The organism is Agaribacter marinus (assembly GCF_030160655.1).
Taxonomy (GTDB): domain Bacteria; phylum Pseudomonadota; class Gammaproteobacteria; order Enterobacterales; family Alteromonadaceae; genus Glaciecola; species Glaciecola marina.
The window spans coordinates 130,193-156,253 of the sequence record NZ_BSOT01000007.1 but is presented as its reverse complement, the minus strand read 5'-3'; the positions used below and the strand labels follow the sequence as shown (position 1 = coordinate 156,253).

20 protein-coding genes are annotated in these 26,061 nt (G+C 40.3%); 13 read left to right on the top strand and 7 right to left on the bottom strand.

Annotated features, from left to right (window positions below; all coding sequences use genetic code 11):
* Positions 1 to 77: 77 nt before the first annotated feature.
* On the top strand, positions 78 to 572 hold the full coding sequence (locus QQK00_RS15225) for a hypothetical protein (protein ID WP_284218471.1): 495 nt from the start codon (positions 78 to 80) through the stop codon (positions 570 to 572).
* Positions 573 to 840: 268 nt separating this feature from the next.
* On the top strand, positions 841 to 2,268 hold the full coding sequence (locus QQK00_RS15220) for an aminotransferase-like domain-containing protein (RefSeq protein WP_284218470.1): 1,428 nt from the start codon (positions 841 to 843) through the stop codon (positions 2,266 to 2,268).
* A gap of 12 nt (positions 2,269 to 2,280) precedes the next feature.
* Here QQK00_RS15220 and QQK00_RS15215 read toward each other — a convergent pair whose 3' ends face one another.
* Positions 2,281 to 3,849, bottom strand: a complete 1,569-nt coding sequence (locus QQK00_RS15215) for a tryptophan halogenase family protein (protein ID WP_284218469.1) — start codon at positions 3,847 to 3,849, stop codon at positions 2,281 to 2,283.
* 344 nt (positions 3,850 to 4,193) lie between these two features.
* Here QQK00_RS15215 and QQK00_RS15210 point away from each other — a divergent pair, with 344 nt between their 5' ends.
* Positions 4,194 to 4,973, top strand: a complete 780-nt coding sequence (locus QQK00_RS15210) for an SDR family NAD(P)-dependent oxidoreductase (protein WP_284218468.1) — start codon at positions 4,194 to 4,196, stop codon at positions 4,971 to 4,973.
* Between the two features lie 179 nt (positions 4,974 to 5,152).
* On the opposite strand, the gene QQK00_RS15205 is transcribed toward QQK00_RS15210, so the two are convergent.
* Both QQK00_RS15205 and QQK00_RS15200 read right to left on the bottom strand, forming a co-directional pair.
* Positions 5,153 to 6,928, bottom strand: a complete 1,776-nt coding sequence (locus tag QQK00_RS15205) for a sensor histidine kinase (protein ID WP_284218467.1) — start codon at positions 6,926 to 6,928, stop codon at positions 5,153 to 5,155.
* Entirely contained in the window at positions 6,925 to 7,632 is a 708-nt protein-coding gene (locus QQK00_RS15200) for a response regulator transcription factor (protein WP_284218466.1), read from the bottom strand. The genes QQK00_RS15205 and QQK00_RS15200 overlap by 4 nt, the downstream gene beginning before the upstream one ends.
* Positions 7,633 to 7,807: 175 nt before the next feature.
* Here QQK00_RS15200 and QQK00_RS15195 point away from each other — a divergent pair, with 175 nt between their 5' ends.
* From QQK00_RS15195 to QQK00_RS15175, 5 genes are all read left to right on the top strand, one after another.
* Positions 7,808 to 9,901, top strand: a complete 2,094-nt coding sequence (locus QQK00_RS15195; protein WP_284218465.1) for a TonB-dependent receptor plug domain-containing protein — start codon at positions 7,808 to 7,810, stop codon at positions 9,899 to 9,901.
* A 167-nt stretch (positions 9,902 to 10,068) separates the two neighbouring features.
* Positions 10,069 to 10,620 carry a rhomboid family intramembrane serine protease gene (locus QQK00_RS15190; RefSeq protein WP_284218464.1) on the top strand — a complete coding sequence of 184 codons (552 nt, stop codon included), beginning with the start codon at positions 10,069 to 10,071 and terminating at the stop codon, positions 10,618 to 10,620.
* Positions 10,621 to 10,740: 120 nt separating this feature from the next.
* Positions 10,741 to 13,248 (top strand): esterase-like activity of phytase family protein, encoded by a 2,508-nt coding sequence (locus QQK00_RS15185; RefSeq protein WP_284218463.1) that lies wholly within the window; start codon positions 10,741 to 10,743, stop codon positions 13,246 to 13,248.
* Positions 13,249 to 13,418: 170 nt separating this feature from the next.
* Positions 13,419 to 13,799, top strand: a complete 381-nt coding sequence (locus QQK00_RS15180; RefSeq protein ID WP_284218462.1) for a BlaI/MecI/CopY family transcriptional regulator — start codon at positions 13,419 to 13,421, stop codon at positions 13,797 to 13,799.
* Between the two features lie 33 nt (positions 13,800 to 13,832).
* Complete coding sequence (locus QQK00_RS15175; protein ID WP_284218461.1) at positions 13,833 to 15,380, top strand: M56 family metallopeptidase; 1,548 nt, start codon at positions 13,833 to 13,835, stop codon at positions 15,378 to 15,380.
* Between the two features lie 95 nt (positions 15,381 to 15,475).
* Here QQK00_RS15175 and QQK00_RS15170 read toward each other — a convergent pair whose 3' ends face one another.
* Positions 15,476 to 16,642 (bottom strand): hypothetical protein, encoded by a 1,167-nt coding sequence (locus QQK00_RS15170; RefSeq protein WP_284218460.1) that lies wholly within the window; start codon positions 16,640 to 16,642, stop codon positions 15,476 to 15,478.
* 411 nt (positions 16,643 to 17,053) lie between these two features.
* Here QQK00_RS15170 and QQK00_RS15165 point away from each other — a divergent pair, with 411 nt between their 5' ends.
* The 3 genes from QQK00_RS15165 (at position 17,054) to QQK00_RS15155 (ending at position 18,746) form a co-directional block, all read left to right on the top strand.
* Positions 17,054 to 17,242, top strand: coding sequence for a hypothetical protein (locus QQK00_RS15165; protein ID WP_284218459.1), 189 nt, complete (start codon positions 17,054 to 17,056; stop codon positions 17,240 to 17,242).
* A 138-nt stretch (positions 17,243 to 17,380) separates the two neighbouring features.
* Complete coding sequence (locus QQK00_RS15160; protein WP_284218458.1) at positions 17,381 to 17,692, top strand: hypothetical protein; 312 nt, start codon at positions 17,381 to 17,383, stop codon at positions 17,690 to 17,692.
* A gap of 115 nt (positions 17,693 to 17,807) precedes the next feature.
* Positions 17,808 to 18,746 carry a hypothetical protein gene (locus QQK00_RS15155; RefSeq protein ID WP_284218456.1) on the top strand — a complete coding sequence of 313 codons (939 nt, stop codon included), beginning with the start codon at positions 17,808 to 17,810 and terminating at the stop codon, positions 18,744 to 18,746.
* A gap of 9 nt (positions 18,747 to 18,755) precedes the next feature.
* Here the strand turns inward: QQK00_RS15155 and QQK00_RS15150 are convergent, their stop codons facing one another.
* Both QQK00_RS15150 and QQK00_RS15145 read right to left on the bottom strand, forming a co-directional pair.
* A complete protein-coding gene (locus QQK00_RS15150; RefSeq protein WP_284218455.1) occupies positions 18,756 to 19,400 on the bottom strand; it encodes a glutathione S-transferase family protein in 645 nt (214 codons plus the stop codon).
* Between the two features lie 35 nt (positions 19,401 to 19,435).
* Complete coding sequence (locus QQK00_RS15145) at positions 19,436 to 19,882, bottom strand: type 2 periplasmic-binding domain-containing protein (protein ID WP_284218454.1); 447 nt, start codon at positions 19,880 to 19,882, stop codon at positions 19,436 to 19,438.
* Positions 19,883 to 20,077: 195 nt separating this feature from the next.
* Here QQK00_RS15145 and QQK00_RS15140 point away from each other — a divergent pair, with 195 nt between their 5' ends.
* Positions 20,078 to 24,442 carry a DEAD/DEAH box helicase gene (locus QQK00_RS15140; protein ID WP_284218453.1) on the top strand — a complete coding sequence of 1,455 codons (4,365 nt, stop codon included), beginning with the start codon at positions 20,078 to 20,080 and terminating at the stop codon, positions 24,440 to 24,442.
* Between the two features lie 118 nt (positions 24,443 to 24,560).
* Here QQK00_RS15140 and QQK00_RS15135 read toward each other — a convergent pair whose 3' ends face one another.
* Positions 24,561 to 24,995 carry a DUF805 domain-containing protein gene (locus QQK00_RS15135; RefSeq protein WP_284218452.1) on the bottom strand — a complete coding sequence of 145 codons (435 nt, stop codon included), beginning with the start codon at positions 24,993 to 24,995 and terminating at the stop codon, positions 24,561 to 24,563.
* A 313-nt stretch (positions 24,996 to 25,308) separates the two neighbouring features.
* On the opposite strand from QQK00_RS15135, the gene QQK00_RS15130 reads away from it, so the two are divergent.
* Positions 25,309 to 25,869 carry a hypothetical protein gene (locus QQK00_RS15130; protein WP_284218451.1) on the top strand — a complete coding sequence of 187 codons (561 nt, stop codon included), beginning with the start codon at positions 25,309 to 25,311 and terminating at the stop codon, positions 25,867 to 25,869.
* Positions 25,870 to 26,061 lie beyond the last annotated feature (192 nt).

Genomic DNA, 26,061 nt, shown 5'->3' with positions numbered 1-26,061 from the left:
TTCCTTTTATACATTTTTCAACCATAATGCGCTGGCATTCAAACATAAATACGCTTTACCTGCTTTTGGAGAAACATATGAAAACATCAACACTTATTTTATCTGCCGCATTGACATTTACTGCGCTTAGCGTTTCAGCTAACCAAGTTGAATTTGAAAAAGTAAACAACAACCTAGAAACAGAAGCTTGTTACACTGCCGCGACTAAAGGAATGAACGCAACAAAAGAAATTGTTCAAAAATCTAAAGTAAGCTTCGCGGTTTTCAAAAACAGCGTAATGTGCAATGGCATGCGTATCAACGAATTTGCCGCAAAGTATTTTGACAAAAAGTCGAGTATTACGGAAAAGAAAACGATTCAAGTAGTTGCATTAAGTGCATTAGACCGTTCACCTGAATCACAGCTATGTTTAGACGCTGTCGTTATGGGTGAAAAAGCAGCACGCTCCAAACACAATATGCGTAATACCAACGTGGTATGTAATGGTAAATCGCTATCACACTTCCTAAAGACATTTAAAAACCGTAAAGTCGTATTAGATACTGATGAGTCAAGCTCAATAGCTAGTTAATGTAGCTAAACGCTTAGGATCAAAAGCAGGGAGCCCGCACTTTGTAATGGAGTGTGGGCTCTCTGCTTTATATACGAATATTCGCTATACACTTAGTAGTCATATAATAATCATCGCTCCCTTATTCTCTGTCTTCACTTATCTTTACTTCTAGTACTCGTCGGCTATTTAAAACCTCCAAGTAGAATACCTACATAAACTGCTATTAATAGATATAAACTATTAAGTTATAATAGGGACAATTTAGGATGTTTGACTAACACAAGATATGTCTAATTTTAAATATGAATACATAATCAAGGAACTTAGCGAAAAAATAAGTCGCAAAGAGTGGCATGTCGGTGAAAGAATCCCCTCTATTCGCCAATTGAGCAGGGAGTTTTCGGCGGCCAAAGTGACAGTGCAAACCGCCCTGCAAAAAATGGAAGCGAGTCATATCCTCTATTCTAAGGCACGTTCAGGCTATTATGTCGAAGGTGAATATCAAAATAACAGTCAAACACTTCATTATGAAACAATTCGCACCTCAATACCCAGGCCAGTCAAAGTCCCAGAAATTTTTTACGATATCATGGCGAAAAGTGCAGCGTTTGATATTTTTCCTAGTGGCGAAGATTCAACTCAGTCGTCGACTCATTTAGACTTATTAAATCGCCATATTGGAAGAGCGATGCGATGTAACTCAAAAGCCAAAGCTGATTACTACGCCATGCCAGAAGGAAGCTTTGAGCTTAGAAAACAACTAGCCTATATCTATAAACAAATAGCCATAGACATTACGCCCGAAAACATCTGTTTGACCAATGGTTGTCAAAACAGTCTATATTTGACCCTCTCCGCGTGCTGTAATGAAGGCGATACTGTTGCAGTAGAAAGCCCAGCCTTTTATGGCGTACTACAAATACTTCAACAACTAAAACTGAACGTTGTCGAAATTAATGCGTCTGCAACACAGGGGATTTCTGCAATTGATGTAAAAGCCGTTTGCGATAAGTGGCAAATTAGCGCATGCGTTATTAGTGCAAATTTCGCGACGCCAACAGGCGCATTAATGCCCAGGGAAGAAAAAATAGCCATCGCTGAATTAGCCGCAACGCATAATTTTACGATCATTGAAGATGATATATATGGTGACCTTGGATTTGATTACAGGCCCGAGCCAATCCGGTCATTTGACCGCCACGACAACACCATCATTTGTAGTTCGTTTTCCAAGTCCTTGTCTAGGGATATCAGAACAGGATGGATTGTTTGCAATGATAAATACAAAGAAAAAATACTACGCATCAAGTTACTAAATCAGTTGGCATCTCCTATATCAGTGCATGAAGGGATCGCCACCTTTTTATCGGAAGGACACTACAAACGACATTTAATCAACTTGAGAAAAACACTGAAGCAGCAACTCAACTCAATGTTAGATTTAATTCATGCAAATTGGCAGTTTCAATACGACTATAGAGTGCCAAATGGTGGCTTATGCATATGGGTGGAACTAAGCAGGCGCATCGATACATTGTCTCTGTATCACGAAGCGATGACACAGGGCATCGTTATCACACCTGGACGCTTATTCAGTAATTCGAAACGCTTTGATCATCACATTCGATTGAGCTTCGCTCACGCTTATACTTTCAAGAGAAAGGATGCACTATTGACATTAGGTAAGATGTGCAAACAACGATCTCCTATCTAGATGGGCTACGAATTAAATCGGCAAATTTTTTTGCTTAATCTTCTCTATCAATTCTCGGTTTGTAGGCAGCGCTGATAAATATTTTTCACTCATACTCTTATTTGCATATGTAAGTCTAGCGACAACAGCGTCCATGTTATTCGATACAGCCATACCGCTTAACGCATGCGCATACCCCATACCACACAGAATGTATTGGTAGCTCGCGGAAGGAAAGATCTCTATTCGATCAAAGTCATAATGCCATGGCGCTTGATATCTCCATCCCTCCAACATCTCTTTAAGTCTCTCCGGCACACTTTGTGGATCTTTGTTTTGTACCCAAAACGCAGAATCTGCCCGCTGACTTAATACATAATGTAACTTCAAAAATTCAACGATACGTTGCCAACGATATAAGAAAACCTCATTAAAACGCTTTTCTAACTGAGGCAACGCAAAGGTTGAGGCTGGAAATTGTTCGGCAATCATTTTGCATGACAACTCAACCAATGCTAATGAAGACGCTTCTAGTGGCTCAACAAATCCAGCAGACAAGCCAATTGCCACACAGTTGCCTGACCAGAAACGTTCACGGTGACCTGGCTCAAAAGAAATGTGACGACAGTCTGCGGTAGGTAAGGCGTATTTTTCATGCTGAATATAGTCTTGCAATGTCTCTTCAGCAAGATCTCTACTGGCAAATTGACTTGAATAGGCGTAACCGATGCCTCGACGAGAAGGCAGACCAATATCCCAAATCCATCCTGCCGCCTGCGCAGTAGATAGCGTATTAGATTCTATTGGCGCATGTGAGTTAACATAATCTGCTTGGGCGGCAACCGCTGAATCAATAAAAAGCGTATCTTTCTTAGAGATAAATCCTACCCCTAAGTGTTTGCCAATTAATAGAGCGCTTATTCCTGTACAGTCGATAAATAATTGGCCTTCTAAGACGCCACTCGATTTTGTCGTTACTGACTTAATGTGCCCATTAGGATGGTTGTCAATATTGATGACCTCATCTACAACATGCCTAACTTGAAGGTTTTTAATGCAGTGCGTCCTTAAGAAATTAGAAAATTTGCCCGCATCCAGGTGATAACCATAATTACAAACGGCTGCAAATTCCGGCGTTGTACTTTGTTTTGGGGCAAGCTTTTGCTCGCATACCTTTGCTTGAGGCGTAACAAAATTAGCAAAAGCCTGATATTCATTTACTTCAGCATTGGACAACCAATACTCTGCCAGATTGTTAGTACTAAACTCCGCGGGTAAAGAAAAGGGATGTTGGTATACGTCATTGCTCTCGTTTGTTCGCCACTTTCGAAACGTCGATCCTTGTTTAAAAGACGCATTGCATTCTTTAATAAAGGTTGATTCAGAGATCCCCATACTTGAGAGTGTAGAACGCATTGTCGGCAACGTCCCCTCGCCTACACCTATTGGCGCTAATTTGTCAGACTCAATGAGTGTAATTATTGGCGCCCCATTTGCATTTGCACCAAACTTCTCAATCAATTTTGCAGATAGCACACCCGCGGTAATCCAACCAGCCGTGCCGCCGCCCACAATAACAACTGATTTTATTGAAACTGACATGTATGTCCTTGTAAATAATAAATTTTGTACATAAGCAGATTTAAGATTGTATACATTAATCGCTTTAATTTGCGCAGTAAAGAACAACTCACTCACTTACGCTCAACTTTTACATCCCAAACAACAAATATTTCATTTACGTTGAAATGAGTTTAGGATGTTGCAGGTCTATTTATATGTTGTACAAGCAAACCAATTAAACAATACCCCAGTAATGTGTTACGCAATACTGAGGTAAACGTATGACGGGCCTGATTTGGATTTATATTAAAGTGAATTCAAACGACCGTCTTTTTGCGATCCATATGCTTTTTAGGAAGCATATCTGACCTTAGGTTTAATGAATGTACGTTCAACGATTAACTGGAAAGACCGCCATCATTACAGGCGCTAGCGAAGGCATCGGACTTGCCATTGCAAAACGATTTGCCGAACAGGGCGCCGAACTAATACTCATAGCAAGAAATAAGAATAGACTCGAAGAAGTTAGACGTCAGCTTATTATGCTTACAAGCGCAAATGTCCACCTAATTACTACCGACCTATCCAATTTCGAATACGTTAAAAAATGTATTGACCAAATTCAATCGCTGACTAGCAACATTGACATACTTGTAAACAATGCTGGCACCGCAATTTTCAAAAACTTAGAGCGAATCAGCGTGTATGATTACGAGGCAATCATGAACGTCAACTTACGTACTCCTCTCTTTTTTACTCAAGCATTTGAAGCTAACCTCGCTAAACGTAAGGGTTGTGTATTAAACATCTCTTCCCATTTAGCCGATCAGATGCTACCAGACAAATCGTCAAGTGTTTACTCTGCTAGCAAAGGCGCACTAAATTCATTGACTAAGGCGCTTGCGAAAGAACTAGGGCCCAAAGGTGTCAGAGTAAATGCCCTATCACCAGGAATGATCGTAGGTAAAACCTTTGAAAAAATTTCTACCTGTGATGCCGAAATTACGGAGCAATATGAAGAAGATATGCCTAAATTTCAGCCAATGGGATGCTTCGGAAAACCAGAAGATGTTGCCGCAATGGCGCTACAGTTAGTATCAAGTGAATCATCCTGGATAACTGGGACCGTTATTCCTATCGACGGCGGTTTAAGTATAAGTTAAGTCCATAAAAAAGCCGTTTTCTAAAAAGAAAACGGCGAGTACTGTGCAATAGACATTACGACTAGGGAATATCGCAAGACAACACATGAAACTGATTTTTTTAACAAGGTTGCAACATATTTTACATATCTACCCCAACAAATCAACCTATATTTAATTCGATATAGATGACCTTTATCTTAAAAACTATGTGCAATATATGCGACTAAAGAAATTTGTAGTGCTAACCCTTGAGACATCGAAACCGCCTTCACTGTCCCATTTTGGGCGTGAACCAACTCTTGCACTAGCGCAAGGCCAATACCAGTCCCTGGTGCTATGCGAGTAAGTTCATCACCACCGCGGTAAAACAATTCAAACAGCTTTTCCTCATGGGCTGACGTAATGCCAGGGCCATAGTCTCGAATCTCTAACATAATCCGATTGTTATTTGCTTTATCTATATTAAAGGTAAAATCCAACTTTTTGCGGCTAATATCGTTTATTTTACTAGCACCAAAAAACTTCACAGAGTTATCCGCAATATTAACCACGACCTGCGAAAATGCATCTAAATCGACCTTCACTTTTACCTTTCTAAAGTCACTAGTGCTGCCTAAAAAATTGAGTTCAAAGCCATTTGTCTGAAGTAGCGACATAACTTTTGATCGGATAACATCTTTCAAAACGGGTAATTCGACAAATTCAGTTTTCAGGCTTTGTTGCGGCTGACTTAATTTAGACAGCGTTAGCGTATTGTCGATAAGACGAGAAAGCCGCTCACTTTCTGACAGAATGAAATTGTAATAGTCCTTTTGGTCTTGAACTGAATTCATTTGCCCAGATTCCAACATTTCAGCGTACATCCTTATTGAAGTAAGCGGTGTTTTTAGCTCATGGCTTACCGACGATACAAAGCCCAAGCGCTGCTCCGCTAATTTAAGTTGTTTAACACCAATCTTATAAAAACCTAAACAGCTACCTACCATCGCCACCAACAATACGATGTTCAGCACTAAGTTATATAAGCCCTGAGGAGAATGTTTCAAAGTCGCGGTAGAATAATGAATAGTCAGATTGCCATAGGGCCAATTTAGCGTTTGACTACCTAAGATTTGCTGGGTGTATTGAGGTGAATCTTGTTCTCGCCGTTGAACGTTCACCTCACCGTTATCATCACTAGTCGCAATAAAATAACTGTAAAAAGGCGTTGGTTTTGAATCGTGCAACGTAATGGCAAGTACGATGTCCACGGGAATTGAATTGAGTGCAGAGCTTACAACGTAGTTTAAGTACGACGACCTTTCTATCACAAAACCCTGCAATTTGGTTTGCTCATTGAGCAACACCACACGATAAAAAATATAATAGTTTGGCACATCGTCGAATAAGTGAAAGCGTCCGGAATTGCCTATCATCCCACCAGCAACGAACTGCTTGAACTGTTGAGACAAAGAAACAATCTCTTGCAACTCCAAGGCCTGTTTTCGACGAGCTTCAAATGTGCTAGACAAGTGTTCAGTCAGCGCTTTTTTTTCACTCTCCGAGTGCAAGGTGTATGGCCAAATTGGACTGTTAAACCGCCCTTTCATATCGACTTGATAGTAACCCAACAAGCCAGGTTTACTTTCATAATTACTTGGGTCGGCCAAATTGGATAGCGTTTCATTTAGCGCTTTAGTGGCAGGGTTATACACAAGGTAATAGTAGTCAAATTGCCGTTTTTGAATCGCATTAAAATAGGCGAGCCTTTTAAATAGTCGCTTATTTAAAGCAACAGTGATTTTGTCGGTTTGTCGCTGGTAATTTATTAACGTGTCTTTACTCAGCTGCTGAAAACCGAGATAAGAAAGTACACTTGCAGGGATAAACAATGTAAAAAACAATAACAGGCTTATCAAACGCAAACGATTTAGACGTTGACGATAATTACGCGGAGGATTACGCGGGGAATTGTTTAGGCTGAGCCACTTCATACGTCGACAGGGCTGCAGAACAACTGATACCCCTCACCTCGAAAGGTCACTAAGTGCGCGGGTGCTCTTGGGTTTTTCTCTATCTTTTTTCTAATCCTGGCGATATGAATATCAACGGTTCGAGTATCAACATCCTCCGTCGATTTGTACCCCCACACCTGCCTCAAAAGTTCCGTGCGGCTAACAAAGCTACTTTGTTCATTCAAGTAGGACAATATAGCCACTTCACGACGAGTATACTGTACTTTTTGTTGATACGACGTACCCACTAAGGTTTGAGTACATACCCTAACATGATCACCAATCAAGATTGATGTGCTTTGGCCTGCCATAGCCGATCGACGAACTAATCCATTTACTCTAAGCACCAATTCTGATGTCGAAAAAGGCTTAGCCAGATAATCGTCCGCCCCTAAGGTAAGGCCATTGATAACATCTTCTTCCGAATTTTTTGCAGTAAGCATAATTATCGGCTGCGCCTGCGACGATTGTCGAATAATGTCGCAAACCTCAAAGCCGTTCATGCTGGGCAACATAAGATCCAATAAAATGCAGCTATACTTTTTTTCCAAAGCTTTATTCAGACCGTTTTGACCATCCATCTCACTGTCGACGTGATATCCATGAAATACAAATAAGTCAGTTAAACCTCTTAAAATATAAGGCTCGTCTTCAATAATTAGTAGAGTAGGTTTTGCTTTCATGACTTCCATTCCGACAACTAAATCACCGCCCAATATAACAGGATTTACAAAGACTCAATGTAAACTATTGTAAATTATTTGACGTGGTATTTTTACGCTTTGTGCCTATTTTCATCAGGTCAGGCTTTTTAAAATTCTATCCAGTTTTAAGCCACCAGAACAAATCAAGCTATCTATGACTAAGCACAAAACAGCGCATTTAGCACTTCTCGCTAGCTTACTTTTCACCGCTGGTAGTGCATGCTGTGAAAATCTAAGAACATCAAATGTTGACCGCTACGACAGTACGTATTTTATGGCGCTCGAACCACAAACACTTTACGATGTGTTAACGCTCATTCCTGCTGCCAATAGTGTCCTTATTGATATGGCCAATACCGCAGACAACAGAGGCTTTGGTAGTGACGGAGACCAAATACTAATTAACAACAAACGAGTGTCCGGCAAAGACAATAGCATTGAAAAAGAGCTGAATAACACGCTTGCGCAAGATATCGAATACGTCGAATTAATACGCGGCACACGGTCTGATTTAGACGTGCAAAGCCGCGGGTTGGTGATAAACGTCATACTCAAAAAGCACGTCGATGCATCTATACGTTGGACATTTGGCGGCATAACAACTAAAAGTTTAGCGACCAAGCCCTTTGGCTCTATTATTTATAACAATGGCAATGACGGTCTTAAGTATCGGATTGGTTACGAACGCTACGTTAATCCCACCGAATTCACAATCACAGATGAATACTGGAACCTTGACAATCAGCAAATTTTTGCTGCTACTCGAAAACGGAAAAACTGGTTTACGCGGGACAGCGTGAGTGCAAAACTAGAATATGAATACTCTACACGCACACATTTGCAACTGAACACGTTATTTGAAAAGTATCGTGTCGACAGCTCATATCTCAGCGAATCAGAAAACGTAATTGAAAACTCATTCAATACCACTGATCTTGTCTATGACTGGAGCAAAGAAAACTGGGAAGTAAGCGGAGACATCACTTATGACATCGATAACGACAATCATCTCAAACTGCTTTTTATCAGCAATCGATCAGATGCCGACGACAAAATATGGCAATTAAACGTTCTAGAGCACGGCCAAACGACCATAGATTATCGATTACCCAGACTTTTTGTTGCTAATGAAACCGTATTGCGAGGGAATTGGAAACATATCTCTAATAGCAAACATAGCGTTGACTCAGGCATTGAAGTCGCAATAAATAAACTTGACGAGAACGTTCAATTCGAAGCGCTATCAGGCGATGTTTATCACTCAACAGAAGAGACAAACATTGAAGAACAAAGATACGAAATTTTTATCAGCCATAACGTCGCCATAAGTGAATTTCTCAATGTGCAGTCTTCTTTAGTCTATGAAAATTCTGCGCTTAAGGTTGCAACCCAGTTTCAGCTTCAGACCGACGAATTGCTAACATCCAATGACGCATCTAGTCGCAGCTTCGCTTATTTAAAACCGCGGCTTAATCTACGCTACGACTTAGACGCACAGCATCAACTAAGATTCAATTATCAGCGTACCGTTAGTCAACTAAATCTCGATGACTTTGTGCCGCAATTTAATCGAGATGAGGCTCGCCTTGAAGAAACTAACCCAGATTTAAAACCAGAAATGCGCGATGAGTTTTCAATGAGCTGGCAAGCACAATGGCAGGCAACTAAAAATAGCATTACCTTGAGCCCGTATTATCACAAAATTACAGATTTGATCACTGAGATTCCGCTAATTAACTACTCTGGGGACGGCAATGTTGATGAAGCCAAAGAATACGGACTAAAGCTTAATGGTCATCTAAGCTTGGACATGCTTGGCATTGAAGACACTATCGTCACTGCAAGTTATACAATAAAAACCAGTGATGTTCTTGATCCCTTTACTAATGAGCATACTAAGTTCAATGGTTTTAGTAATCATGACTGGCGTCTAAAAATCAATCAGAATGAGTTAATTCAAGATTTATCATTCACCTTAACCTTAGCCAAACGCAGCCCATATACGGCGGCTCGCTATGACTACAAACAAACACTTACGTCTAATATGACCGTGAATGGTTTTATTGATTATCAAATCAACAAACAGCTCAAACTCAGACTGCAAGGCGACTATCTTTTAAATCGCGAGTATCAATATGAAAGAGAACGTTTTAACGGCCTATCATCAGCGTCAGCATTTTTGCGTGATGAACAACGTCGATATCATTGGGAGTCGAGATTTTCCATCACCTTATCAGGCCAATTCTAGGCGAATAACTCTTGCTTGCGGTCTCGATACCAGATAAATATTAGATTTATCTGGTAGACCTGCGCAAAAAAAAATTCTCTTACATTTTTTTTGAAATTTAGTTCGCTATATTGCGTTAATTTACATATAACACAGGTGCGATTATCAAATAAATATTGAGAACAAAAATGGAAAGCAAGTTTCAACTTCAGCTTAAATACTTAGCCTATTTTTTAGGCGCCTTTATCGTTATTGAAATTATCAATTTGTTATCTGGCAGAGCACTAAACCAGTTTAGCATTTTACCTCGTGATCCAAGCTCACTCATATTTATTCTCACAGCCCCCTTTTTACATGCAAACTTACATCATTTCTTTTCAAATATTTTTACTTTGAGTATTTTCGCTTTTTTACTTTTCCAATTCGGCAATAAACAATTTCTAAAAGTCACCGCCATTCTTATCTTAAGCACTGGAATTTTAGTGTGGTTACTTGGTAGAAACGCATACCACTTGGGAGCAAGCGGTTTACTTTACGGATATTTTGGTTATTTAGTGCTAGCAGGATGGATGCAAAAACGCCTTTCCTTAATGTTAATATCGATTGTTATAGCCTTTATGTACGGCGGTATCATTTTTGGCGTGTTACCCAGCAGACCTTATATCTCTTGGGAGTCTCACCTCTTCGGTTTTATCTCAGGTCTAGGCTTAGCATGGCTCATGCGCAGTAAACAACGTTAAGGCCCTGTCATATATTTAACACATAAAGTTCATTTTTATGTAACCAAATAGACACCAAATTGTCATTCATTTTCCAAAGACTATGGGCGAAAAAAAATACCTATAACTTTGGAGTAAAGAATGAAGACGATATTCCCAAAAGCCCTGTTGAGCACGGCTATTATAATTTCACTCGCTGGTTGTGACGGAGATGACGGTCGTGACGGTACAAACGGCGTTGATGGACAAAATGGTGCTGATGGCCAAAATGGTTTAGGCAGTCTTGTAGTACAAACGACGTTGCCCGCAATGAGCGACGCTTGCTTCAATGGTGGCCTGCAAGTTGAAAGCGGCATAGATACAAATGCTGATGGTGAATTGACGATGGATGAAGTATCCAGTACATCATACGTATGCGCCAATGCTAACCTCAATGACGCAGTAAACTTTAACCGTATCGCTTCATTTCCAGTATGTTCGCAAATTGATGTGGCATGTAATACAGACAATGAAACCGCGGCAGAAATCGTCGCAAGTTCAGAAGATGGAATGACCTTAATCTACACAGATAGTCCAGGAGAAGCGCTTGGTTTTGTGGACATTGCGACACCAAATGCCCCCATGTCAGCAGGCACGTTAGCCCTAGAAGGTGAACCGACCTCAGTTGCCGTTAAAGGTGAATTTGCGTTAGTTGGTGTGAATACTTCTGAAGATTTCATCAATGTAAGTGGTAAACTAAGTGTGGTAGATATTGCCACGCAAACTGTCGTGCAATCTCTGGATTTAGGCGGTCAACCTGACTCAGTTGCCGTTAGCCCTGATGGGAACTACGCAGCTGTCGTAATTGAAAATGAACGAGACGAAGACCTTGGAGATGGTGCTCCTCCGCAACTTCCCGCAGGTAGCTTAGTTATCGTCAATATCGCGGATATCGACCCAGCAAACTGGACGACATCAACGGTTGAATTAGTTGATCTTGCAGATAAGTTTCCGTCTGACCCTGAACCAGAATACGTCGATATAAATGACAATAATGTCGCGGTGGTTACCTTACAAGAAAATAATCATATCGTGCTGATTAATTTAGTAGATGGTACAGTAATGAATGACTTCAGCGCGGGTACAGTCGACTTAGACATGGTTGACGCCACTGAAGAAGACCCAGCGCTTATTCTACAAACAGAGTCTTTAGCAGATGTGCCTCGCGAACCTGACGGTGTCGCATGGATAAATAGTGAGCACTTTGCAACCGCTGATGAAGGTGACTTAGACGGTGGAAGCCGCGGATTCACCATTTTTAATACCGCAGGCGAAATAGTGTGGACCTCCGGCAATTCCTTAGACCACATGACTGCTCGTTTAGGGCATTACCCAGATGGCCGCTCAGGTAACAAAGGCAATGAACCAGAAAATGTAGAGGTCGGCATATACAATGACGGCAGGTTCTTATTTGTTAATTCAGAGCGCTCAAGTCTAGTGTTTGTTTACGATGTAGCAAATCCTGCGTTGCCTACTTTAAAACAAATTCTGCCAGCCGGTGCTGCGCCAGAAGGTGGGTTAGCCATCCCTGATAGAAACCTATTGGTTGTTGCCAGTGAAGAAGATAACCGTGGCGACAAAATTCGTTCTGTATTGAATATTTACCAGTATGAATTTGCAGAAGCTGAATACCCAACCTTAGTGTCAGCAGATCGTGCTAACGGCACGCCAATCCCTTGGTCAGCCATGTCTGGTTTAGCAGCGGATCCCGCTGATGCAAATACGCTGTATGCGGTTGAAGATAGTTTTTACATGTCTAATCGCATATTTAAAATTGACGTCGGACAAACGCCTGCAGTTGTCGTAGACGAAATCACAATAAAAGACACAAACGATGTATTTGCAGGAGTGACAACGTCTGGTGCCGCTGAAGACGCAGAGAGTTTTGACGATGTTGATTTAGCTGCAATGATTAATCAAGATAAAACAGTAAACATTGACCCGGAAGGTGTTGCTAAATCATCCGATGGTGGCTTTTGGGTGGCGTCAGAAGGTGCAGGTACGATTGGTGACGACAACCGCGATATCGAAAAGCTAAACTTCATCTTTAAAACAGATGATAGCGGTGTAATTGAATCTGTTATTACGCTGCCTCAGGCGTTAAATGATATGCAACTGCGTTTTGGATTTGAAGGTATTACTGAGTATGACGGTAAAGCATATGTTGCTTTTCAACGCGCTTGGGGGGATGAAGTGAATCCACGTATTGGCATATACCATGTTGCTTCGGGTACTTGGCGCTTTGTATTCTACCCATTGGATGCCGTTGAATCACAAGATGGCGGTTGGGTTGGCTTATCTGATATTACTTCCTTAGGCGAAGGCCAATTTTTGGTATTGGAACGTGACAATAAAGGCGGACCAGATGCAGCCATTAAACGCTTATACACCATTGATTTGTCATCGGCAGCGGATGATACCACGGTTACTAAAACACTAGTGCGTGATCTCATGCCAGACTTAGCAGCAACTGGTGCACTGACTTTTGAAAAAATAGAAGGTACTGCTGTGACTTCAGAGGGCAATGTTTATATCATCAATGATAACGATGGTGTAGATGACAACAGTGGCGAAACTCAGTTAATTAATTTAGGTAAAATACTAAACTAACCTATCTAGAAAGTTACCCTCACCCTATGCCCAGCAATTGCTGGGCATTTTTCAAAGCTTTAAAACTAATTAATTAGTTGACAATCAATATTTTTGATTCTACAGTTTAAATACTAATTATTTAGTAGATACTAGTATTGATGTCTACAACATCCATGTGAGTAAAAAAGATGGCCCGCAAAAAATCAGACCAACTAACCGACGGTGAGCAAAACATTATGCAGCTACTGTGGAAACAAGGTGAGATGTCAGTAAAAGACGTGGCTGACGCCTTGTCACAGGACAAACCAACGGCATACACAACTGCACAAACAATGTGCAAAATTCTCGTAGACAAAGGCTATGCAGAGTTTCGTAAAGATGGTCGCGCATTTTTATACAAAGCAAAAATAACTGAGCATGACGCGAGACAAGGCGCCCTATCCTCCTTATTAAATAAGTTTTTTGGCAATTCGCCGGAGTTATTGGCACAACACCTTATGCAAGAAACAGATATCGAATTAAGAGATCTAGAAGCGCTCCAACAGAAAATTAACAAGGTAAAAGACTGAAACATATTACACGACCATCTATAGGAAAAGCCGATGATTACTGAAATGACATTGTTTGGCACAATAGCGATTCACCACTTGCTGATTGGTCTTTGCCTATTTGGGTTAATGTGCATAGTGATAAAATGTTTCGCACTTTCTGCAGAAACGCAAAGTTGGCTGTGGGTAACTATTTTTATTGTCTCGACGGTGGCTCCGTTCACACTGATTAATGTCGATAAGGAACGCAGTACACCCAGCGTAAATATTACTTCAGTCAATGAAAGCACAGCCATTTTAGACCTTTCTGATGCATATCAACCCACGAAAGCACAAAAGAGAATACCCCCAAACTGGCATGTACCAAGTGGCCTGATATTTGGTATCCAAAGCTTACTATATACATTTTGTGTACTATGGATATTTGGCAGCATATGGCGCTTATTTCAGTTGGTAGGTTCGGTATCTAGGACTCGATACTTAAGCACAACAGCAACCCCATCGGGTATTGCGACAAATGAAATACCACACGTCGACATTCTCATATCTTCTTACGCTAAATCCCCTTTAGCCGTTGGCCTCATGCGCCCCCAAATTATATTACCTGCTAATTTTCTGCATAATCTAAGTGAGCAACAACTGTTGCCCATATTGATGCACGAATATGCGCATATTCAACGCAAAGACCTATGGGTAAGCGCCTTTCAAGAAACATTAGCAATTGCCTTTTGGTGGAGTCCAGCAATACGCCTTATTAACAGAAAAATTCATATTTCTAGGGAGTTGGCATGTGATTTACGCGCAGTAAGGCACTTAAATAGCTCAAAGCGTTATCTTCAATCGCTTTTAGATAGCACAAAATTAATGCTAACACACAAAACCAATGTGTTGGCACTCGGATTGTTTAGTAAAAAGAAAGACCTAACCTATAGGATAAATCAAGTGATGAACGAAAATTCAAAACGTAAACCAAATACAAGCCTTATTGCCTTCTACTGCCTTTGCTTAAGCGGCGTAACCATCGCGACTGCGAACGCTTTTGCGCCGTCTATCGACCTTCAGGCTGTAGAACGCGATGGAAATCACTTTTCAAAACTATCAAGAGCACAAGGTGAAATGCTAATGGAGGCGATTAAATCAAATGACAAGCCCTTGCTCAACTTAATGATCGACAATGGTTTGGACATAAACACGCCCATCGTTGGCGATGGTACAGCGCTAATCATTGCGGTAAAAGCCAATAACGCACACATGATGGAAACACTCATTTCACTCGGCGCCGACGTGAATCAATCATCAAGGGGTGATGGCAACCCACTGATTGCGGCAGCAGGCACCAACAACGTAAAACTAACTAAGCGTTTGCTAGACTATGGCGCAGATGTAAACGCTATTGTGCCAGGTGATGAAACGCCCTTAATCACGGCGTCTCGCCGCGGTAACTTTGAAGTCGTCGAATATTTAGTCAGTCAGGGAGCCGACGTAAACTTGGGCGTTATGGCAAATGAATCATTTGCGAAAGAATATAGAACACCGTTAAATAAAGCGGCAACACATAAAATCCGTCGTTTTTTAATTAGTCAGGGCGCAATGGAGCAATAAAACATCAATTAACCATTTTGCTGCAGTCTCTATATTTCAACGACGGGCAATGAACCTGAAGTTCTTGCCCGTGTATTTAAACCAGCGACAATAATTTATCCCCCTGTGATAAAGCTTTTTATACTGTCAAAACCTGAACGGTAAGCAAAAAATACTGCAATATCATCTGCTCCGTTACCGACATTTGCTTTAAATCCGACAACAAATCTACCTTTTTCAGCATCAGCATCAACATCTAATTGCCATTCACCGGTTAACAGTAGCCTAGGTTCACTTTTTTGCCCACCGTACTCTTCAAACATTAATACCGCAGCACTCAGTTTTCCGCGAGGAATCGTATTGACCTTTTTACTCATATCTTCGCCGAAGTATAGATACTCACCAATAAAACCACCATATGAATTGCTTGTATCTTGTGAAGCCGTTACCTTCTCTCTGGTCTTCAACCCCACCATTAGTCCATAGGTAAAGTAATCATGCATTAACTTATTTTTATGCGACGTAGAAAACGTTAGTTTAGTATAAATATCCAACGAGCCATTTACGTCATTAAAACTTACTTCATCGTTTTTGGCATCAGTTGCGCTAGGTACTCCAGCATTGTCTCCAGTATCGCCTTCGGATCCATCATTTGCGCCACCAGTTGAGTCTCCCTCTGAACCACTGTCATTATCGCCTGGCATCATTGGCTCATTTGGGATAGCATCTTTTTCTTCCAGAAGCACAGCACTGTTAGCAAATAAGCCCCCGACTCCCCAATGAATAGCGGTATACTGCTTAGTCATCCAGCGCCCATTAAAAGCAAATTGTGCAAACGCATTTTTTCGACCGAATCCCTCGTGAACGCCATCTACGTTATAGTCAGATTGCAAGGTATATCCTAACATTAGCTGATTCCCCCAAGAGGATTTCTCGGTCGGGTCAAATAAATCTTTTACGAATTTTTCTTCGGCGCAGTTACTTTGAATACCATTAATCCAAACGCTTCGCATGTTTTTAGCCATATCCGCGTCGTGATACTTATCATCAGGAATTTCTACGTTTGCAAATTCTTGCAGGTCTAGAGAGCCCTTAGCCAAACCAGAATCACACACTTTAAAAGCTGGTTTAATTGCAACTAACACTTTTTCAACACACTTTTTTTGTTCATTATTACTACAATTAATTGATATTGTAGTATCACTCTCTTCAGCAAAAACTACGTTTGATAAGAGCAAGGCTGAACCCAATAATAAAGGGGACGTGGTGTTTTTCATTTTCATTTAATAACGCTTCCATTTTGTATGTGTACTCCTTAAGTGTTGGTATCAAAGAGATTCTCTCAGTTGATGAAGGATGTGCATAACGCCAGATAGAAGGTAGAGGATTTACATTTTTACTTTTATATTGGTCATAACTGCAAATTATGGACAATGGCTAATATCACATAAGCGTTCGAGCATGTTGATGATACATCTCTAACATGTGAACCTGCCATCTAATTACGTTGTTAAGATGAACAAACGTTTAAATTCGGAGCGAATTTACTTTAAGTTTTACTACTACAGTACAGTTATCTGGCGAATTTAATTTGTCTAACATCTCATTTGTAGCGGCAGTAAAAGTCACGACTACAAATAAACAACTTAAAAATTACTTTCACAACTTAATGTTACTAATCGGAGTGGTATAAAATGAATCAATTGAACACTAATGAAATCAATGAAGTATATGGCGGTGCTGCACAAGCAGTTATCGCAGTCGCCGTCTTGGGTTACTTAGGTGGCAAGATTGCAGATAGTGTCATATCTTACGCCAAGAACAGAGAACGCACCACTAGCTCTGGTGGTCAAATGAATGGGAACAGGCGTTTATCGCAATAAAGGCTATGCTATACTAACAAAGTGAAAGGAGTAATGGGCTCCTTTCTCCTTTTTTTAAATAGTATGAAACGACAAAAAAATATCCTTATAACACTTATCATCCTTATATGTATTATATGTGCGGCTACTTCGCAACACATGCGTGAAAAGTCCCATGGCGTATTAAGTAGCGTAGATATCATATTGGGATCTGCCCCAAGTTTTTTTTATGTTTTAGGTGCTATTCTCTTTGTCCCGCTAATAGATAATACAATAAAATTCAAAAAATTCTTAACGCTAGCATCATTAATAGCTCTCGGCGCCCTCATTTATGAAATTGAACAAATTTGGACAACCTTAATATTTGACTACAAGGATATTTTAGCCACGCTAGCGGGTTATCTCATTGCTATCTTAATATTTAGTTCCTGCTCGTTTGAGCCAGATAACGCAACACAAGAAAACGAATAAGGCTAAAAATCTTTAGTATCTCCTCAGATTCTAAGCAAATTTTTGCGTTAATAATGTAAACAGTTGCAAATCAGATATAATAGTAAGTATTAGTAGAAGTAACAACGGCCACCACTTGAGACATAAATTTACGTTTTTCACCGCTTTTTCAACATCGCTTGCAATATTGCTACTGACGTTAAATCCTTTGTACACCGCTAATGCCACAGTGTTTAAACATAAACTTGATGTTCAACTACGAGCTGATGATAGATCAGGCCGAGATTTAAGGTATCAGTATCGTGTACGTTATTATCCCTCTGTCAGTTTTAGTGATAGTTTGTCAGTAAATGGCTTTGTTGTGACAGGCGATGACTTTTCATCTAGTCACAACACGATTGATGACAGTTCTGCAGATCATTTTTATCTTAGGCGAGCATTTGTGCGCCATTCTGGTGACTACGGAAAAACTGAAGTGGGTATAATCCCTACATTTAAAGGGCGTGTGTCCTCTAGTGGATTATCAAAAGATGGTTGGATTCAAGGCATTCGACATGTAAGAAATACAGGCAACAAAGGTCAATTTGAATTAGTCGCTGGAGAATTAAATAACGTTGACCCTCGTAAGGCAATTGACGCACCCAACACAATCGACTATCTAGAGGCGGAATATTCAGCATCATACAACGAGCAGATAAGTTACGAATTCAGTCTAGAACGTATGACCTCTGCAAACTTTATGAGAACCGAATTACGATATGCTTATGCTGAGTCCCACACTGCATTCGCCGAATTAGTTAAGCGAGCAGATGCCACTAAAATTAAAACTGTCCTAGGTGTCGAAGGTGAATTTAGAAGCAAAGATAAGCCCTATGAATATTTTGTCTACTATTCATATGTCAGTGATGACTTTGGCTTAAAAGCAGAACTTACTGAAGACTTTCTAGGCACCGGTCACGGATTTTCGGCGGAAATTGAATCTAGTTTTAGTTTTGCCCCACTAAATTGGTTCATTCGCTTCGATAAGGTTGACAATAGCAGCAGAATGCTAGGCGGAATAAAATGGTCATTATAGCCTAACAACTCAAATGTCCTCACCTGCTTCACCTACTGACACAAATGCAGTTTCAATCATGGCCTCTGATATCCATTTTTGCATTGCGTCGCAAGCTAAAGTACGCGTCATATATGCTTGTACGTCCTTATTCACATCAATGCCATAAGTAATAAATCTATGCACAACAGGCGCAAACATTGCGTCTGCAATACTCCATTCCCCAAACAGCCATCCGTCATACTCAAAAAGTTGTTCTGTCCATATGTCGCAGACGCGCTGAATATCCTTTTTTGCATCTGCAGACAGATTGACTATTCGTTTAGCGCGGATATTCATTGGCATTTCATTTCTCAATGCGGCAAAACCAGCATGCATTTCTGACGAAAGTGCTCGTGCTTTAGCGCGAGCAAAACTTTCATTAGGCCATGCTCGCCCAGACAAATAAGCTTCATTAATATATTCGCATATCGCTAAAGAATCCCACACCACTAGCTTATCATCAACTAACGTGGGTACCTTACAAGCGGGCGAGATTTTTACTAATTGTTGATAGAATTCTGGTGTAGCTAAATCTAATTTAACTTCATCAAAATTTACGTTGAACTTTTTTAAAAGTAACCAAGGCCTTAGCGACCAAGATGAATAGTTTTTGTTGCCTATATATAGTTGCACACCATGCCCTCACCCCTTATGAAACCATTAGCATATCACCTAAATCTATAAACCACATGCATATCTGGCGTCACATCTTTAGCACGAAGATATGCAATAGAGGAAACATCAGCATCCAACGAGTAAATAACATCTTTTACGGACTTTACTTTTTTAGGTGCCGTCGCTCTACCAGAGAATAGCAAGACGGACCAATAAGCGTTAATACTGCGCTCAGTTTTACCTACTAAAGCGGAATAGAATTCCTTTCGAAGTTCACTCCCACTAGAAAAGTCTATAGGTGAGGCCTTTTCTTCATTTGGGAAATGTTTAAATCTCCCCATGTAGATGTCAACAAGCTGTTTTTTTGTAAGGCCCCTAACCGAATTTTCTGCATGTACAACAACAACAATATCTGAAGCATTCTCGCTCGTTGTCATTGATTGCAACGTAGACGAAAATGCTAAGCATACTAATAAGGTAAAGCAAGTAAATACTTTCATTCAATGCCACACTTATCTTTAACGCTGGATTCGTACTTTTTTTGTACAACATCCTATGATTCATAGGCAGTCTATCGGCAAGAATGAATAAATCTTAATCAATAGAAAAAGCTAAAATTGAGCTGCCTTTAATTTTCTGATAGCGTCTGAGCATCTTTGCAATTAGTACTTTCTACATCCCTTATAGCAGGCCTAATGAAAATCACTTCTTTAATATCTCAGAACACAAAACAGGAATCAGAAGTTGTACATAAGGCTTTTTTAGATTTATCTGCTGCTGATAAAGTCATCCTTATTATTTTATCTGTAATTTATAAGCCAATTGGCACAACAAAATTCGACCAGGTTATTCGTCAGTTAATCGACATGGACTTTTTGACTCAAAAAGGTACTTACTACAAATTGACGACTGACGTTAAAGCAAAACTAGGTAAAGCGGGTATGCTACAAGTCACCCGTGAAGGTGTAATGGTGAATCGCTTGCTCGCTAACAAACTAACAGAAGAAGTCGAGTATCTAGAAGAATTGCGCGAAGGTGTTGGGCATAGAAAATTCATCAGTATTCTATTTGCCGCAGAACACATAGTGCCAGTAGTGAACCCATACGCTTGGCAAGACAAACGCGTTGATAAACAGCGCTTATGTCGCGACTTTTTTTACTTGAATGAAATTGATAACTTAGAAAAAACAATAGAGTCACACAAAAATCCACAAATTATTGATACGGAGTTTAATCAGATTTTGGTTGAACTCTTATTTTTACCCTTTTCTCTCAAACGTTTTTTAATCCTATCAGACAAAATTCAATATCTCGCGTTTGCAACATTGTTTCGTATGTGCCAACGCGATGGAAGTAACATTTTGTATCCACTTAGGCTACTTGAACAAATCTGTAAGGAAAACCAAGGGAACGTTCTTTGTAGACAATTACTCTGCGAACAATATCTTTATACATGCCGTTTTGAAGAATATTTAGCGTTTTCGGACGAGCTTGACTCATCATCTTATGGCTTGCAATTACAGGGCGCTTATCAATTTTTAACCAGCAAAACCCAAATAGCAAATACATATTACGAAAAAGCCATAGTTGCGAAAAATAAGATTTCTCGCAGAAAAAAACAATACCTTGGTGACCTACTTGGCTACTTTTTTAAATTGTCGCTTATCATTGAAGCCAACCAACATGACGCTAGTTTGTTCAATACACTGCTTACACAATGTGAAAACGAATATGTAGATCAAAAAACAGCGAGTGATTGCGTACCCTTATATCTTGAGTTAAAAAAAATCACCTCCCGCTTAAGCGATGGTGCCGAATATTTACCGCACTCGGATTTGTATGATATCAACAAGGATCTCAATGCATTTATTTTTTGGCTTAATCGCATCAATCAACTCATTGGTAGTGCTTGGTGTAATACTAGTGAATCGGATAAAGTTGAACTGAGTGACAATGCCAATGTTGAATTAGCTCACCAATGTGTCGCATTTTTTTCTGACACTGGCTATACATTATTTGCCAATTTAAGCAAGCAGCTCGCGGACCATTTTGATACTTCATTAGAAACCAACGCGGCGAATATAAACAAAAACAATGCAACTAAAGCACCACCACTTCTGATTAACATAAGCTCGCAAATTCATAGGCGTGCAGCATGGGAACATGCCTTAGATAAACTTGTCGCTTTAAACCCAAACAGCACCAATGATGATAGTGAGGCGAAAAAAGCACCACAGATAGAAAAAACGTCAAGACTGATATGGGAGCTACATCTTGGTAGATTTAAAGACGAGCTGGTGCCTAGAGAACAAAAACGAACAAAAACAGCATGGAGCAAAGGCCGAGTAGTCTCGTTAAAACGTCTATATGAAAATACTGATGCCTTTAGCTTTTTACTTGAATCAGATATAAAAATCTGCCGCGCTATTATGCCCTATCAAGGCTATGGTTATTACGCCAAAACGGAATATGAGTTAGAGGGTTTACCCGCGCTTTTAGCAGCGGTAGATGCACCTAACCTATACATGGCCAATGACATTAGTCAAAGTATCGACTTAATTGAGAAAGAACCAGAACTCGTGGTTAGCCAGCATGGCAGCCAACTGTGCTTGAGTATGTCAGATATTGAGCCAGTGTCTACAACGGATCATCTTGATGAACGAGGCTACTATACCAATGATACAAATCCGCTAAATAAACCTTATGTGCTAAAACAGCTCAACACTGAGCAATATCAACTCACAGTATTTTCAAAGGAACACTTACAAGTTGTCGACATTCTTGGCGATGACGGTTTACTCGTCCCGATATCAGCTAAAGAACGTGTGCTAGAAGGCATTGCCGCTATTGCACCGTTCTTAAATATTCAATCTGATGTCGCTGAGTTAGATACCGGCCTAGACGCCGTGCCGTGTGATGACAATCTGATAATAAATATTCAACCAATAAGGGAAGGCTTAGAGTTTACTTGCGTTATCATGCCGTTTGGTGAAAAAGGCCCTGCGTATAAGCCTGGAGTAGGCAGTGCAAATTTAAGCGCAGAAATTAGTGGTAAACGCGTCGCAACACAACGCGATTTATTAAAAGAACAAACCCTCTTAGACAGGCTTGATGCTACATGCCCAGCCTTTTTGTCAATGCCTGACAATATGTTGCAGCTAGAAGACACGCAAAGTGCGTTGGAAGCCTTAGAGCAACTCGAAAACGCGCTGTCTGAGAATAAATTGCCTATTATCCTTCGCTGGCCGAAAGGTAAAACAGTCACGTTAAGTAAAAAATTAAGCAGTGAACAAATACAGTTGGGTATCAGCAAAAAAACGGAATGGTTTGATATCACTGGCGAACTAGCCATCGATAACAATGACGTCATCGAGCTGCGGAAATTGCTGTCTTTGGTTTCGACCAGTAACGGGCGCTTTATAAAATTGGACTCGGAGCGAGTGCTTGCGTTAAGCAATGATTTGCGTCAAAAACTGGAATACCTTAACCAAGTTACCGATGAGGGTAAATTTCACCCCGTGGCTAGCCTTCAGGTAGAAGAAGCTACTTCCGGCATGCGCATGAAAACGATTCATGCTTGGGACAAACAAACCAAGCAAATGTATGAAGCCAACGAGATAAAACCTCTAGTCCCATCAACTTTGCAAGCCCAACTGAGAGACTATCAGTTGGAAGGTTTTGATTGGGCTATGCGCTTATCTCATTGGGGGGCCGGCGCTTGTCTAGCCGACGATATGGGCTTAGGTAAAACCCTGCAAGCACTCGGCTTGTTAGTCGCCAGAGCACAAGGAGGGCCAAGTTTAGTCATCGCGCCAACATCTGTATGTTTTAATTGGATACAAGAAGCACAACGATTTGCACCAACCCTAAACATCAAACTATTTGCCGACGCCGGTACAAGTGCCGAACGAGCCGCTCTATTAGCCGAATTGCAAGCCTTTGACTGCGTAGTACTGAGTTATGGCTTGCTGCAACGAGAGAGCGAATTATTACAAAAAGTCCAATGGCATACGTTAATTGCGGACGAAGCCCAAGCACTTAAAAACCCGTTAGCAAAACGCACCAAAGCCGCTTATTTACTCAAGGCTGACTTTAACATGGTGACAACCGGCACACCCATTGAAAATGATCTTACAGAGCTTTGGAGCTTGTTCCGTTTTATCAATCCAGGGCTATTAGGTAACTTAAAGCGTTTTACGCAACGTTTTATTCAACCCATTGAAAATGCGAAAGAAGATAAACTTGCCGCCCGTAAAGCCAGCCAAGCGCTGAAAGCACTGATTAAACCATTTATTTTAAGACGGCTAAAAAGTCAGGTATTAACTGAGTTGCCGGCACGTACAGAGATAAATGTGCCGATTGAACTTAGCAGTAAGGAACGGGCGTTTTATGAAGCCTTGCGACTCAATGCCATAGATAATATTAGTCAAGCTAGCAACATAACTAACGCCGGAGAGCAGCGCATAAAAATGCTAGCAGAATTAACGAAACTAAGACAGGCGTGCTGCCACCCAAAACTGGTGCTAGAAGAGAGTGAATTGCCTAGCGCAAAACTTGAGGCACTAAATGAGTTGCTGATTGACTTGCGCCTGAATAAACACAAAGCACTAATATTCAGTCAGTTTGTTGGGCATCTTCAGCTCATAAAACAACATTTAGAATCTAAAGGTATCTCATATCAATACCTTGACGGTTCGACCCCACAAAAGGCAAGGCAGCAGCGTGTAAATGCCTTTCAGGCAGGTGAAGGTGAGGTATTTTTAATTAGCTTAAAAGCCGGTGGATTTGGTTTAAACTTGACCGCCGCTGACTACGTTATTCACATGGATCCATGGTGGAATCCTGCGGTGGAAGATCAAGCATCTGATCGCTCCCACAGAATGGGGCAAAATCGTCCTGTCACGATTTATCGGATGATAGCGAAAAATACGATTGAAGAAAAAATTGTCTCTTTACATCAACACAAACGAGACTTAGCGGATAAGCTGCTATCGGGCAGCGACCAAGCGACAAAACTGTCCGTAGACGATATGTTGATATTGTTAAAGGATACTTTTTAGATATACACGATTTTAAGTCAGCACAAACCGTCTAAAACGACGAATAAAGGCTTGATTGTCGCCCAATCAAGCCTTTAAATAGGTCCAAACTCATACATCTAACTAACAGCTAAGTGCATTAGAAAGGCGGTGGCCCAAACCTATTTTCACCATCGTCGCCTTTCAAGAAACCATTTTCGATTAGTAACCAAAAGCCGCCAATTATTGGTACAAAGCTAATTAAAATCCACCATGCAGACTTGTTTCTATCATGCCATCGCTTGCCACTTATGCAAATAGAGACCCAAATCATTAGCACATAGAAGACTAACATTGCCCCCATCATAATCACGCCACCTATAACCGATTCCCCGCCTGCACTGGGCAAAACAGCCATAAGAATGCCAAAAAGAATCAAAAGAGAAAACACAGTACCAAGATAATAGAGCCAATAAGTTTTTCGACCAATTCTGCCTTCCATCGTAAACAATATTTGCTTGGGGCTTAAAACTCTCACATCATTACTACTGTTACTTAAATCTGCTTCTGGGCTTTGATATGCGTCAACGCTCATATTGCTACCTTTTTACTATTTATTTCGTGAAAATATTCTACTAAATACTGACCTAACAATAGGTATAATTAAATCAATATACATATTGCTTGATGAACAATTTAATTTCAAGCGCGCTAAATTTTGTAAGTGATGGTGAATAATATAAATTCCTCATTATGAAAGCTTTTTTAGGCTTGATTATGTAAAATATTGATGTACATTTATATTTTACGTAATCAGCAGACTTAGCAAGTCGTTAGCATGTGTGTATTTCACAGCCTTTCATACGTTTATCCAAATAAGATTTCTAACCAGAGGGAATATGGTTCAAATGAAGTACTTAATAACATTTATTGCTTTATGCACCTTGACGGCGTGTACGTCGATAAAATTTAACGCTAATTTCGAAGGTCAAAATTGGGACGTCGTTTTAATTGCCCCAATTGATGGTAATACACACTCATACGTTACCGACCAGTATATTCACGAACTAGCCACAAGAGGACCAATTAAATTCATTACGCCCCGACAAGTAATGAGCACAATTGAGCATCTTGCTTTGCAAGAACAATATAATAAGGATCCAATTTTAGCGATGGAGCAAGTTGCCAAGCATTTGAATGCAAATGGATTTATTGTAAGTGATGTGTTTGTAAAAGAAGATAATGTGCTCCAAGAAAGCTACCTCTCTCATGTCTCTATTAGAACTATCGTGTATTCAGCAAACAACGTAAATGTCGTTTCATCTTCATTTTTTGAAAGGCAAAGCTACATAGTTAGCGAACAACCGTTATTGGGACGTGTAACCAAAGATACGATTGAAGAATTGGAGCTAATATTCAGCAAATTGAACCCAAACTTCTCTTTAGAGAAGAATTGGTTCGGCTTTTAGTAGAGATGCAAGTGTTCAATTTTCTTGGCATAGTGATTTTTGAACGCCACTCCTTTATCCAGATGTTATGATAATTTTAGGTTTAAATCACTTGCGACAAAAACTAAAAAGGAAAATACTTTACGCAATTAAAAATTTTCAGTTTTGTTTTTAATGTATTAGTCTTTTAGATTAAAAATGGGTAACCGTATC